Here is a 13,274-nt window from a genome sequence, read left to right on the forward strand (position 1 = left end):
CTCATGTCCCGAGACATCGGCGCTCAGACGGAGTGGTCGCCCGCGACGTCCAACGGGTGGTGCTGCAGGTCATCCAGAGTATAGGCGCGGATATAGTCGATCTTCATCTCCGCCGGCGTGGCGAGATGGTCGGGAGGCGCGCCGGCAAAACCGCCCACGGCGAGATCGGCCAGCATGTACATGGGCGTATGCATGTCGGAAGGCGTCGCGGCCTCGGCGACTTTCACGCCGTCATAGGTCCAGACGAGCGTATCCGGCGTCCACAGCAGGCCATAGGTATGGAAGCCGTCGGTGTCCGAAACATTCACCGGGGAGGAGACCTTGGTGTGCTGTCCCGTCTCGTTCGTATGCGCCGTCATGATGAGCGTGTTCGGATCCTGTCCGCGCGCCTCTACGACGTCCAGCTCCGGCGGCCACGAGCCGTCTTCCGGCAGCAGCCAGAAGGCCGGCCAGGCTCCGGCCGTTTCGGGCAGGTCCGCCCGCATTTCGAAATAGCCGTAGGTTTGCGAGAAGCTTTCGTGGGTCGTCAGGATGCCCGACGTGTATTCGTAGTTGTTGATCAGAGGCTTGATATCTTCGGGCGCCTGCGCCGCGGTGATGGTGAGGACCCCGTTTTCCACGCTGAACGGGTGGACGGAACTGGTCGGGCCGTAATTGGCGTCGATGTACCATTGCAGCTCCCCATTGCTGCTCAATGTGCTTCCGTTCGGCGCTCCCCACCAGAAATTGGAATTCCAGGTGCCGTCATGGCCGTTCCAAAGGCTGAGCGTGTTGAAGTCATCGGAAAAGGACAGCGTCATTCCGGACTTGTCGATCGGCAGTTCGAACTGGCTGGGTGCCAGCTTGTCCACCGTCGTGTTGTTGAACACCAGCACCTCGTCGGATCCGAGGTTCAGCAGAAGGTTCGCTCCTGCCTGGGTCATATGTGCCTTGACGTCTTCGAAAGACGTGAAGTCGTAGCCATTGAGGCGGACCGTGTCGTCTGCGCCGAAATCGGTGATCAGATCGCTCCCATTGCCCTTGGTGATGATGAAAGTGTCGGCGCCGCCGCCGCCGATCAGTACGTCGTTGCCCTGGCCGCCATCCAGCGTCTGATGGCCGGAGCCGCCCTTGATGATGTTGTCCAACGCATTTCCGAACGCATAGCGATTGTTGCCGGTGACGACGAGGTTTTCGAAATTGTCAGGGAGATTGTAGCTCATCCATGTGTCGATCGTGTCGATGCCTGCCCCGGGATTCTCCACCACCTTGTTGTTGGTGGAGTAGAGGTGATAGTAGTCGTCGCCCGCGCCGCCATAGATGGTGACGTTGACGCTGGCGTCTCCCCAGAAGGAGTCGTTGCCGGAGGTGCCGTGCAGTTCCGGCCCGGATCCGGTCGCCGAGAACCAATGGGTGGACGTGCCGGTGTAGGAAAGAGGGATGCCCTTGGCGTTCGTGACGGTGCTCATCAGAAATCCTTCCTCGCGCCTGTTCAGGTCATTTCGAAACGGCAACCATCACGGAGCAACGTTGCCCTGCACGATATCGTTCCAGGAACTTGCCACACAGTTGACCATTACATCGACCGTTGAGTGACATTTTCTGAACCGAGAGCACAACAGGCCGGAAAATGGTCTATGGACCGTAACCAGACCGGAGAAATATTTAATTAAATTTTACCGAATGCCAAAACAAGTGTAGATATACTTACGCACGTGATTCGGATTGCCCAAGCGTCACGGCTTTCTGGCGGATAATGTTGCCATTCAGGGAACAATGCGTCGACGCGCGGTAGCTGGGGAGCTTGCCCCTCAAACCGCCGCTTCGATCGGTTCGGCAAGCTTCGGATTCGATCGCGAGGCGATCAGGCAACTGGCCACGATGAGGCCCGCTCCCGCCAGCGTGGTCCAGGTCACCGCCTCGTCGAAGAAGAACCAGCCAAGCGCGATCGCCCAGATGAAGGCGGAGTACTCGGTCGGGATCAGATATTGCGCTTCGGCGCGCGCGTAGGCCCAGCTCATCAGGAATTGGCCGGCGAGCGACAACGCCGTCACCCCGGCGAGAGGAAGCCAGAGCTCGCTCGGCAGCGCAACGGCCAGCCAGGGTGCCGCGAGACCGAGGATGACAGCAACGCAAAGGTTCTGGAACAGCATGATCTCGATCGGCTTGGCCAGCAGCGCCTGTTGCCGCGCGAGGATCAGATTGTAAGCGTAGAACACCGTCGATACCAACACGGCGGCCGTGCCGAGCAGGGCATCCTCGGCATAGGTCGCACGCCCGAACTGTCCGGCTATTATGATTGCGACGCCCGCAATGCCGGCCAGTGATGCCCAGATCGCCTGTCGTTGTATCCGTTCGCCCAGCAACAGTGCGGCCAGCAGAAGCGCAAACAGCGGCGCCACGAAGCTGAGACCGATCGCCTCCGCCAGCGGCAGCCTGGCAAGGCCCCAGAAAAACGACAACAGGACAATGCCGACGACTACGGCACGCAGCGCATGCAGCCTCAGCACGGAAAGGGCGGGAAACGCGCGCGACCCTGCCGACCAGCCGGCGCCCGCGACCACGCTCGCCAGCATGCTGCGCCATAGCACCGTGTTGTAGACGCCGACGGCAATGACCAGGACCTTCATCGCCGCATCCATTCCCGACAGAAGGAAGATGCCGAGCGCGCACACCAGCACCGGGATCATGGGGGAAACGACGCCTGCCAGGCTGGACGACTTCACGGGGCTTTTGCTCATGTGATGGAACGCAGCCGGATATATCAGGGCAGAATGGCCGAGCCAGATGGCAGCTCCGCCCATGTGGAGGGCCAACCGGTGTCCGTCCGTGATCGCGCGAAAGCAATCTCCACAGCTCCATGGCTCAGCCCAGATACGATGCTGAACTCCGCTGTGTTGCTCACTTCCGCTGCCCCGAACGTTGATGAAAACAGATGAACTTCCAGGTTTGGCCGGCGTTCCCTGCGCATGATGCGGAAACTCTTCGTGTTTGGCACCTTGAAGAAAGGCTTTCCCCTTCACGGCGAGGGTTTGTCCGGCGCCGCCTTTCTGGGCGCCTACAGGACGCGAGAGCGCTTCCCGATGCTGATCGCAGGACCTCGCTTCGCTCCGATGATGTTCAATGAGCCAGGCGTCGGTTTCCAGGTCGGCGGCGAACTCTACGCTGTGGACGATCGCGCTTTGGCAAACCTCGACAGGATCGAATCCGTCGGCAAGCCCGGAAATTTGCGCGTGCTGATCGAAGCAGAGCCTGTCGGCGGCGGGGCGCCTGTCTCGGCATATGTCTACATGAAGACCCGGCATCTCGCCGCCCCGATCCACTCCGGATATCTCGAGGACTACGATGATCGGCGCTTCACGCTTTCCTCGGGCAGCTAGAACAATTCCAGGAAAAGTGCATGGCATTCCCGCCCGCCTCGCCCTCATTTCTGCGACGCCAAGTGATCCACCTCGCCACGGATGCTCCGGCAGTTTTTTTCGGCGAGGGATTTTGAGCTAAGGTGACGCACCACCGATGCGGCAGAGAGCATCCAGATGACTGAACGTACCGGCACCCGAGACAGCAACACGGCATCCGCAAGCGATCCCGCCGACGACGATCCTCGCCTGGCATTCATCTATCAGGAGGCGGTGCGAGGCCTCAATCATCAGCAGAACCTCGTCGAGAACATGAACACGCGCGCCGGCAGCCTCATCTTCGCCACCGCGTTTGTAAACTCGTTGCTTGGCGCAAGGGCGCTTTCCGACGGGCTCGGGCTCTGGGATTGGATCGCAGTGGCCCTGCTGTTCGCCATTGGCGGGCTGATCGTCTTCCTGCTTTGGCCCTATCACAAATACACGTTCCGCTTCGATCCGGAAGAGCTGCTCCATCGCTATGTCGATGGCGACAGGCCGCTGAAGATATCGGCCATGCAGCGCGCGCTTGCCCTTCGCATCAAGGCGGACATGGCCAGCAACTGGCGCATTATCCAGCGGCTTCGGGCAGCATTGCAGATCGCGCTGGTTCTTTTGTTGTTCGATATCCTGGCCTGGCTTTTCGCGGTCGCCGGCATTTGACACGCACGATTTTGGGCCGATGGCTGGGCGGCGCTGTTATCCTGCGCAGGTGCCGTCGCAAGCGAATGAGTCGATCGAAACTGCAACTCTTCGGCTTTCTGCGTAGGAACCCTCAACACCAAAAAGGGCGGCGCAAGCGCCGCCCCACATCCATGGAAGGATGATTTCAAGGCGGTCAGGCCGCCTTGATTTCCTCGTCTATGGCGTCGGCCTGGCGCGCGGTCTTCAGCGCCTTGGCCCACCAGGCGACGTCGTTGACCAGCGCGGTCGCGGCCTGGTTCAGGTGCTCGATCTCCTCGAGCTTCTTCTCGCCCTGGCGCACTGCGAGGAAGTCGCCCCAGGCGATATGGACGGCCGACTTGACCGGCGCCATCTGCAACTCGACCGCATGGAGGCGGAGCTGTTCGACGGCGCGGGCGCCGCCGACGCTGCCATAGCCGACGAAGCCGGCCGGCTTCTTGTTCCATTCATTGGCGGCGTAGTCGATGGCGTTCTTCAGCACGGCCGTCGGGCCGTGATTGTACTCGGCGGCGGTGAAGATGAAGCCGTCATATTCGGCGACCTTCTTCTGCCAGCGCTGCGCCACCTCGTTGGTCGACGGCACCCAGGCGGAGGATGCGACCTCGTCGAAGAAGGGCATCGGGAAATCGCGCAGGTCGACGACATCGACCTCGATGTCGGCATGCGACTTGGCGATCTTGGCGATCCACTGGGTAGGCACATCGGCGAAGCGCGCGGCGCGTGTCGAACCGACGATGATGGCGATCTTGGGTTTGGACATAGGGCTCTCCTGGTAAGCAATTCCGGGGCAGGTAAGACTGGTATCGTTTGGATACCGGGGCTATATGAGTTCCTGTCAACTTCGTGCGCAAGGAGGCACCTTTTTGTTACTGAGGAACCCGCACAACACCGAAGACTGCCGTGCCGTTTCGGAAATCCTGCAGCGCGTCGGCGACAAGTGGACCGTGCTCGTCGTCGGCAAGCTCGGCGACGGACCGCTGCGCTTCAATGAGCTGCGCGCCGCTGTCGGCGGCATCTCGCAGAAGATGCTGACCACCACCTTGCGCGGGCTGGAACGCGACGGTTTCGTCACCCGCACCGTGTTCCCGACCATTCCGCCGCGGGTCGATTACGAGCTGACCGAACTCGGCCATGAACTGCTGGTCCCCGTCAGCGCGCTCGGCGAGTGGGCGCGCAGGAACACCACGCGCGTGCGGGCCGCGCGTGCGAAATTCGACGGCCTGCATGGCTGAAATTCCACGGTCGTTCAGCAATCGTTGACTGATTGTCTTCGTGCCTGCACTGCCGAGGTGGACTGACAGACCGTTTGACAGCGGTCCTAGGCTCTAGCTTTCGGCTGGAACGGCCTTCGGCTTGCCCTCGCCGTCCAGCGCCACCATGACAAAATCGGCATGCGTGACCTTTTCCATCAGGTCGGACAGATAGCGCTGCGCCCAGGCCTCGACCTTGAGGGTCATCGAGGTGCGTCCGACGCGCTCGACATGGGTGTAGATGCACAGCGTGTCGCCGATCTTCATCGGCTTGGCGAACGACATCTCCTTGACCGCCGCCGTCACCACCCGGCCCTTGGCGCGCTCGGCGGCGCGGATGCCGCAGGCAAGGTCCATCTGCGCCATCACCCAGCCGCCGAAAATGTCGCCGGCGGCATTGGCGTCCGAAGGCATGGCCAGCGTGCGCAGCGTCAGATCGCCGATCGGCCGCCCATCCGCGTAGTGCACCATGCGAGATATTCCCTGAGATCGACTGCTCCTGATCCCGTATCGTCAAGGCGCCCGGAGGTCAACGCGCGACCGGGTGATGTCATGGCGGAACCAGTCAACGGGGATTGCGGCTCGGTCAGGGGCAACGAAGGCGTTGATTTCGAAGGCCAGCATATCGGGAATTTCCTCCGCCATGTGATGGCCGCTCGGCAGTCCCTTGCCGGTGAGAGTCGAGCCTGCCCAAGGCTTCCAGACTGCCAGGATATCTCCATACAAGGCTTCGAGATCGTCCTTCAGCGACCACAACACCGCCATCGGACACTGAACACGGCGGCCCAACCGACGATCTTCGGCATCGTGGAGATAGTCGATCGACAGGCCGGCCCGATAGTCTTCGATCATGCCACGAACGATTTCGGGATTGCGGATCGCTTCGAGATAGTCCGCATACGCCTCTTCGCCCATCTCGCCTGGCGACCCGCCGTACCATTGTTCGGGGGCAGCGCTTATGGCGCGCTCTGGCTTGTCCGGCTGCGCGAAGAAGAACCAATGCCACCATGCGGCGGCAAATCGGGCATCGCAACGCTCCAGTGCTTCGAGGATCGGAACTCCATCCAGGATCATCAGACGGCTGACGGCGGCCGGGTGGTCCATCGCCAGCCTGAAGGCCGTATAGCTACCGCGATCATGCCCGACAGCCGCGAAACGGTCGAACCCCAAATAATGCATCAGTTCGATGCAATCCTGTGCCTTTGCACGCTTCGAGGACCCCGAATGATCTGTCGTGTCATCGGGAATCGAGGATTGCCCGAACCCGCGCAAATCGGGGCAGACAACGGTATGATCCTTCACCAGAAGGTCGGCCACCTTGTGCCAGGTGACATGCGTGCGCGGATGCCCGTGCAGCAGGAGGATTGCTGGTCCGCTCCCGCCGACACGAACGCGGAGCCTCGCGCTTATAAGGCGGACCTGCTCCAGTCGGAAACCGTCGAACATAATGTCGAAATCAATGATGCCACGGAAGGTTCCCAGCCCAGGCCCAAGTCTAGACCAAAGCTGATGGGCTCCGAGGTCCGAACGACGGCTTCGGTTTTGGAGAGGGCTTCCCCAGAGATTGCACCTCTCAAAAATAACCTGCGAGGTTGGCGCGGATGCGGTCCAGCACCGTGTCGCCGGAAACGTCTGGCACGAATGCCTTGCCGGTGATCGCCTCATAGGCCTGGGCATAGACACGTGAAGCCTGTTCGATGATCTCGTCCGGTATCTTCGGAATAGGCTCCCTGTAAGGATCGCAGCGCGCCGTCACCCACGAGCGGATGAAATCCTTGTCGAAACTCTCCGGCCGCGTGCCGTTCGCCAGGGCCTGTTCGTAACTCGCGGCGATCCAGTACCGGCTGCTGTCGGGCGTGTGGATTTCGTCGGCCAGGATGATCGCCCTGTTTTTGTCGGTGCCGAATTCGTATTTCGTGTCGGCGAGGATCAGGCCGCGTTCGGCGGCGCGCGCCTGGCCGCGGGCGAACAGGTTCAAGGCGTAATCCGAGACGGTGTCCCACTGCGCCTGGGTGAGCAGACCCTGTTCGATGATCTCGGCCTTGGACAGCGGCTCGTCATGGCCACCATGCGCGGCCTTGCTGGTCGGCGTGATGATCGGTTCGGCCAGTTTCTCATTGTCGCGCAGGCCGTCCGGCAGCCGCATGCCGTACATGTCCCGTTCGCCGCGACGATAGCGGGTCAGGATCGAGGTGCTGGTGGTTCCCGCCAGATAGCCGCGCACGACGATCTCGACCGGCAGGATGTCGAGCCTGGTGCCGACGACGACGTTCGGGTCGGGATATTCGAGGACATGGTTCGGGCAGATATCGGTGGTTTCCTCGAACCAGTAGCGCGCCGTCTGCGTCAGGACCTCGCCCTTGAACGGGATCGAGGTCAGGATGGTGTCGAAGGCACTGAGGCGATCCGTGGCGATGATGATGCGCCTCCCGTCCGGCAGATCGTAATTCTCGCGGACTTTGCCCTTGTAGTGACCCGGCAGTTCGGGAATGAAAGCATCCGACAGGACACGCATGGGATCTCCTGCCTTGCGCAGATTGGCCGATGTCCTCGCATAAGCTTTCGACCCCATGCATATCAAGCGGGATTGTTAAGGGTTCCCCGCAACTGGATCCGGTATCGCGGTCGCTTTTTTCACAACGCATGCCGGAAGGCCCAGCGACGCGGCAAGCCTGCCCCGTCTAGGCTGCGGCCAGATTTCCGGAGCCGGCCGTAGCCATCATGCAGACCTATGACTTCATCATCGTCGGCTCCGGCTCGGCCGGTTCGGTGTTGGCGGACAAGCTCTCGGCCTCGGGCCGTTTCTCGGTGCTTGTGCTCGAAGCCGGCGGCAGCGACCGCCGCTTCTACGTGCAGATGCCGCTCGGATATGGCAAGACCTTCTTCGACCCCGCCGTCAACTGGAACTACAAGACCGAGCCGGATCCTGGCCTTGGCGGCAATGTCGACCACTGGCCGCGCGGCAAGCTGCTTGGCGGGTCCAGCTCGATCAACGCCATGGTGTGGATCCGCGGCGCGCGCGAGGATTTCGACGACTGGCGCGACGCGGGCAATCCCGGCTGGGGCTATGACGACCTGCTGCCGGCCTTCAAGGCGCTCGAGGACAATGAAGCCGGGACCGACAGATGGCGCGGCAGAGGCGGCCCGCTGCACATCACCGACACATCGGACGCCGTCCACCCGCTGACGAAGCGCTACCTCGCCGCCGGCCAGCAGGCCGGACTGCCGTTCAATCCCGATTTCAACGGCGCTGCCCAGGAGGGCGTCGGCATCTACCAGATCTCGACCCGCAACGGCCGCCGCATGTCGGCCGCGCGCGCCTTCCTGCGCCCGGCGATGAAGCGCGCAAACGTCCGTGTCGAGACCAACGCGCTGGCAAGCCGCATCCTGTTCGAAGGCAAGCGTGCGGTCGGCATCGAATATCTGCAGAACGGCCAGACGAAGACGGCCCGCGCCGGCCGCGAGATCATCCTGTCGGCCGGCTCGATCAACTCGCCGCAGCTTCTGCAGCTCTCCGGCGTCGGCCCGGCGGCGCTGCTCAAAGGGCTGGGCCTCCCGGTCATTCACGCCAACGAGAATGTCGGCGCCAATCTGCAGGACCATGTCGGCATCAACTACACCTTCAAGGGCAGGCTGCCGACGCTGAACCAGATCCTGCGTCCCTGGTGGGGCAAGCTCATGGTCGGCATGCAATACATCCTGACGCGCTCCGGCCCGCTGTCGCTGTCGATGAACCACGGCGGCGGCTTCTTCCGCACCGACCCGGCCTTTTCGCGCCCCAACATGCAGCTCTATTTCCAGGCGTTTTCGACCGTCATCCCGAAGAGCGGCGAGCGCCCGATCCTGACGCCGGACCCTTGGCCTGGCTTCTCCATCGGCCTGTCCAACTGCCGCCCGTCGAGCCGCGGCGAGATCATGATCCGCTCCAGAAATCCGTTGGATCATCCCAAGATCGTCGCCAACGCCTATTCGACCAATGCCGATGTCGAGGAGATGCTGGCGGCGGTGAAATTCGTGCGCAAGATCGCCTCGATGCCCGCAATGGCCGAGATCATCGCGGAGGAGGTTTTGCCAGGCCCATCAATCACTTCGGACGCCGACCTGATCACGGATTTCAGGAAACGCTCCGGCACTGTCTATCACCCGGTTTCGACCTGCCGCATGGGACCCGATCCCGCGCGCGCCGTGGTCGATCCGCGGCTCAAGGTACATGGGCTGGAAGGCTTGCGCGTGATCGACGCCTCGATCTTTCCCGACAACATCACCGGCAACACCAACGCCGCGTCGATCCTGACCGGATGGAAAGGCGCCGAACTGGTTCTGGAGGACCAAGAATGAAGATCACCGACGTCAAGACCTGGGTTGTCGGCAATCCGCCGCCCGGCATCGGCGGCAAGTATTTCATCTTCGTCAAGCTTACCACCGATGGCGGCGTGGCGGGTTACGGCGAGGCTTACAACGCCACCTTCTCCGCCCATGTCACGGCCAGGATGGTCGAGGACATGGCCGAGCGCTATCTCGTCGGCCGCGATCCGCACGACATCGAGAGTTTCTTTCGCCGCGCCTATTCCTCCGGCTTCACGCAGCGCCCCGACGTGTCCGGCATGGGCTGCTTCTCGGCGCTGGAAATGGCCTGCTGGGACATTATTGGCAAGGAAGCGGACAAACCCGTCTACAAGCTGCTCGGCGGCCAGGTGCACGAGACGCTGCGCTCCTACACCTACCTCTATCCGCATACCGGCAGCGTCCATTCCGAGGACGCCCCGGACGGCAGGAATGTCTACAACGACCCCGAAATGGCGGCGGCCTGCGCGCTCGAATATGTCGAGCAGGGTTTCAATGCCGTCAAGTTCGACCCGGCCGGTCCCTACACCGCCTTTGATGGCCACCAGCCGCGCCTGCTCGACATCGACGTCTCGACCCGCATGATCAAGGCGATCCGCGAGGCGGTCGGCAGCCGCGCCGACATATTGTTCGGCACGCACGGCCAGTTCACCGCCTCCGGCGCCCTGCGCCTGGCGCGCGCCATCGAGCCTTACGATCCCTTGTGGTTCGAGGAGCCGGTGCCGCCCGATATGCCCGAAGTCATGGCGCAGGTCGCCCGCGCGACCTCTATCCCGATCGCCACCGGCGAACGGCTGACGACCAAGTTTGAATTCGCCCGCGTCATCGAGAACCGCGCCGCGACCATATTGCAGCCGGACCTCGGCCGTTCGGGCGGCATTTTCGAAACCAAGAAGATCGCCGCCATGGCCGAGGCCTACCACATCCAGATCGCACCGCACTGCTATTGCGGACCGATCGTCGGTGCCGCCAACATCCAGCTGGCGGTGACGCTGCCCAACTTCCTGATCCTGGAATCGCTGAAGCAGTGGGACGGTTTCCACGCCACGTTGCTCAAGAAGAAGATCGAGTGGCAGGACGGCAACGTCATCCCGTCGAAGGAACCCGGCCTCGGCGTCGAGCTCAACGAGGCCGTCTGCGACGCGCACCCCTACACCGGCAAGGACCTGCATTTGCAGATGATGCAAACGCCGCTGATGCCGTGAGCGAAGGCTACGCCTTCATCGGCCTTGGTCATCTCGGCGGCAAGCTAGCCGCCAGCCTGGTCCGAAATGGTTTTGCCGTCACCGTGTTCGACCGCGACCCGGCCGCTATCGAGCGCCTCGTGGCGCTCGGCGCTATCGCTGCCGGCAACCCCGCCGAGGCGGCTGAGCGGGCGGGCAATGCCATAACTTGCCTGCCGTCACCGAAAGCCAGCGAGGCGGTACTCGCCAGTCCTGATGGACTGCTCAACGGCCTCCCCGCCGGCGGCACCTGGATTGAGATGTCGACCAATGGCCGCGACGAGATCGTGCGCCTCGCGGGCCTCGCCTCGGCCAGGGGAATCGAGACCTTGGAATGCCCGGTCACCGGTGGCGTGCATTTGGCGGCGGCCGGAAAAATCACCGCGCTGGTCGGTGGCGATGCCGATCTTTACGGGCGTCATCGCCCTCCCATCGATGCTATGTGCGCGAAGTCGTTCCTGATGGGCCCGATCGGCTCGGCGGCGGTGATCAAGGTCATCACCAACATGCTGGCCTTCATCCATCTCGTCGCCGCCGGTGAGGCGCTGATGCTGGCCAGGCAAGGCGGGCTCGACCTCGCCCAAGCCTATCACGCCATCGTTGCCTCCTCCGGCAACAGCTTCGTCCACGAAACCGAAAGACAACTCATCCTGAACGGCTCCTACGACATCGGCTTCACCATGGACCTGGCGCTGAAGGACCTCGGCTTCGCGCTGGGCATGGGTCGGGATTTCGGTGTGCCGATGGAACTGGCATCGCGTGTCAACGCGATTTTCGAGCAGGGCAAGGCGGCGTACGGCGGCGGCGCCTGGTCGACCCAGATCGTCAAATTGCTCGAGGACGCTGTCGGCGTCGACCTGCGCGCGCCCGGTTTTCCGGCCAGGCCGGAATCTCCCAAAGATGAATGAAATCAAGACATTGGGCAGGCATCTAGAATCGCGGCGATAGCAACTTGAATCAGAACTGCAACAACGCCCGACGCTTCGTCATCCACGGGCGGAGCGGGCGCGAAAGCGCACGCGCAGACCCGAGGATCCATTCCGTGACTTTAGCCGAAGAGCGCAGCGGAGCAGAATTCCGCACCGCGGCGGCGCTCGAAAGTCGCGGCATGGATCCCAGGGTCTCCGCGACGGAGCTTCGCTCCTGCTTCGCCCAGGGATGACGACGTTGTGGAGCGCTCTTCCCTCGGGCGACGTCTCAATATCTCAGCATCAACGCCCCAGGCAGGATCTCGAAGGTCGCTGGTATGCGCCCGGGCGATTCGCCGTCAATGTCGACCAGCGCGCCGTTCTTTTCCACGTCGCCCAGCGGTTCGACCACCACTTTCCTGCCGCGCAATATGGTGATCGCCGGATGGTTGCGATGCCTGCCGCCATAGAGCAGGCGGATATCCCAGATCAGCTTCAGCTTGCTGGCCGCGCGCAGGATGACGATGTCGAATTGGCCGTCGGTCAGTTCGGCGTCCGGCGCGATCATCATGCCGCCGCCGAAGAATTTGCCATTGGCCACCGCGACCAGCGCCATGCGCGCCTCGACCGGAGCGCCGTCATCGACTGAAATCGTTACATCCTGGAACCGGTAGCGGACGAATTCGACCACGGTGCGCCACAGGAACAACGTCTTGGCCGCAACCTTGCCCTTGCGCTTGTCGGCGTTCACGGCGCGATCGGTTGCGCCCGAGAGCCCCAGGCTCGCAATGTTGACGAAGTGCCGGCTGGCCAGCGCGCCATGGTCGTCGATATAGCAGATGCGCCCTGCATCGACCGCCCTGCCCTTGGCCCCGGCGATCCGCTTCAGCGTCGCGTCCACCTCCTTCGGCAGGCCGAGCCCGCGCGCGAAATCGATACCCGTGCCGCACGGCAGCAGGCCGAGTTCGGGCGCGCGGCCGTTTTCCTTGGACGCCTGCAGCAAACCGTCGGCCACCTCGCTCGCCGTGCCGTCGCCACCGGCCGCGATCACCAGGTCGAAGCCGTTTGCCGCCAGATCGAGCGCCAGCCGCTCTGCATCGCCCTCGGCCTGGGTCTCGCGCAATTCGAAATCGCCGAAGTGCTTTTTCAGCGCGGCCGCGACTTCGGGCCAATGCCGTTTCAGTCGGCCGCCGCCGGCAATCGGATTGAGCACCACCCCGACCTTCAAATTCCCGCCCTCCCCGACGCCGGGCGTGGAGAACCCGATCTTTTGCCGGCATTGAAACCCGTACCGTCCGGCGGGGCAAGTGGCGCCAGCCACATGACACCGAAAATCGAGGGCAGGCTGTCTAAGGCGTTGGCGCTTGAATTTCCTTGGCTTCTGGCATTGGTCCCCGATAATCCCGCTATCCACAGGGGCACGGACATTCCCCAAGACACTTACCCGGCGTAAGTTTGACCCATCTCAGGCGGCTACCGATCGCCCAGCCG

The 13,274-nt window shown here is 62.6% G+C and carries 13 protein-coding genes; 6 read left to right on the forward strand and 7 right to left on the reverse strand.

The features are described from left to right. Positions 1–23 precede the first annotated feature (23 nt). Together LB533_RS24190 and LB533_RS24195 are read right to left on the reverse strand one after the other, a co-directional pair. Positions 24–1,448, reverse strand: a complete 1,425-nt coding sequence (locus LB533_RS24190) for a family 16 glycosylhydrolase (RefSeq protein ID WP_140639687.1) — start codon at positions 1,446–1,448, stop codon at positions 24–26. Positions 1,449–1,790: 342 nt separating this feature from the next. Further along, complete coding sequence (locus LB533_RS24195; RefSeq protein ID WP_140639688.1) at positions 1,791–2,720, reverse strand: DMT family transporter; 930 nt, start codon at positions 2,718–2,720, stop codon at positions 1,791–1,793. A 228-nt stretch (positions 2,721–2,948) separates the two neighbouring features. Between LB533_RS24195 and LB533_RS24200 the strand changes: the two genes are divergently transcribed. Both LB533_RS24200 and LB533_RS24205 read left to right on the forward strand, forming a co-directional pair. After that, on the forward strand, positions 2,949–3,359 hold the full coding sequence (locus LB533_RS24200) for a gamma-glutamylcyclotransferase family protein (protein ID WP_224557084.1): 411 nt from the start codon (positions 2,949–2,951) through the stop codon (positions 3,357–3,359). A gap of 156 nt (positions 3,360–3,515) precedes the next feature. Beyond that, positions 3,516–4,037: a hypothetical protein gene (locus LB533_RS24205; protein ID WP_181169361.1), complete on the forward strand. Its 522-nt coding sequence runs from the start codon at positions 3,516–3,518 to the stop codon at positions 4,035–4,037. Positions 4,038–4,212: 175 nt separating this feature from the next. Here LB533_RS24205 and LB533_RS24210 read toward each other — a convergent pair whose 3' ends face one another. Beyond that, the gene (locus LB533_RS24210; protein ID WP_140495977.1) at positions 4,213–4,818 is read right to left on the reverse strand and encodes an NADPH-dependent FMN reductase; all 606 of its coding nucleotides are present in this window, start codon (positions 4,816–4,818) and stop codon (positions 4,213–4,215) included. A gap of 103 nt (positions 4,819–4,921) precedes the next feature. Between LB533_RS24210 and LB533_RS24215 the strand changes: the two genes are divergently transcribed. Next, positions 4,922–5,290, forward strand: a complete 369-nt coding sequence (locus LB533_RS24215) for a winged helix-turn-helix transcriptional regulator (RefSeq protein WP_181165214.1) — start codon at positions 4,922–4,924, stop codon at positions 5,288–5,290. A gap of 93 nt (positions 5,291–5,383) precedes the next feature. Here LB533_RS24215 and LB533_RS24220 read toward each other — a convergent pair whose 3' ends face one another. From LB533_RS24220 to LB533_RS24230, 3 genes are all read right to left on the reverse strand, one after another. Beyond that, positions 5,384–5,779 (reverse strand): acyl-CoA thioesterase, encoded by a 396-nt coding sequence (locus LB533_RS24220; RefSeq protein WP_091579483.1) that lies wholly within the window; start codon positions 5,777–5,779, stop codon positions 5,384–5,386. A 42-nt stretch (positions 5,780–5,821) separates the two neighbouring features. Further along, positions 5,822–6,754: an alpha/beta fold hydrolase gene (locus LB533_RS24225; RefSeq protein WP_224678363.1), complete on the reverse strand. Its 933-nt coding sequence runs from the start codon at positions 6,752–6,754 to the stop codon at positions 5,822–5,824. A gap of 127 nt (positions 6,755–6,881) precedes the next feature. Continuing rightward, entirely contained in the window at positions 6,882–7,823 is a 942-nt protein-coding gene (locus LB533_RS24230) for a phosphoribosylaminoimidazolesuccinocarboxamide synthase (RefSeq protein WP_140639690.1), read from the reverse strand. A 206-nt stretch (positions 7,824–8,029) separates the two neighbouring features. Here LB533_RS24230 and LB533_RS24235 point away from each other — a divergent pair, with 206 nt between their 5' ends. Genes LB533_RS24235 through LB533_RS24245 form a run of 3 tightly spaced genes read left to right on the forward strand, consistent with a single transcriptional unit; the run spans position 8,030 to position 11,783 of the window. Continuing rightward, positions 8,030–9,646 carry a GMC family oxidoreductase gene (locus LB533_RS24235; protein ID WP_140639691.1) on the forward strand — a complete coding sequence of 539 codons (1,617 nt, stop codon included), beginning with the start codon at positions 8,030–8,032 and terminating at the stop codon, positions 9,644–9,646. Further along, entirely contained in the window at positions 9,643–10,857 is a 1,215-nt protein-coding gene (locus LB533_RS24240; RefSeq protein WP_140639692.1) for a mandelate racemase/muconate lactonizing enzyme family protein, read from the forward strand. Before LB533_RS24235 ends, LB533_RS24240 begins: the two co-directional genes overlap by 4 nt. Next, entirely contained in the window at positions 10,854–11,783 is a 930-nt protein-coding gene (locus LB533_RS24245; protein ID WP_224678364.1) for an NAD(P)-dependent oxidoreductase, read from the forward strand. Before LB533_RS24240 ends, LB533_RS24245 begins: the two co-directional genes overlap by 4 nt. 289 nt (positions 11,784–12,072) lie before the next feature. Here the strand turns inward: LB533_RS24245 and LB533_RS24250 are convergent, their stop codons facing one another. Next, the gene (locus LB533_RS24250; protein WP_140639694.1) at positions 12,073–13,011 is read right to left on the reverse strand and encodes a diacylglycerol/lipid kinase family protein; all 939 of its coding nucleotides are present in this window, start codon (positions 13,009–13,011) and stop codon (positions 12,073–12,075) included. Between the last annotated feature and the right edge of the window lie 263 nt (positions 13,012–13,274).

Source organism: Mesorhizobium sp. BR1-1-13, from assembly GCF_020165515.1.
Taxonomy (GTDB): Bacteria; Pseudomonadota; Alphaproteobacteria; order Rhizobiales; family Rhizobiaceae; genus Mesorhizobium.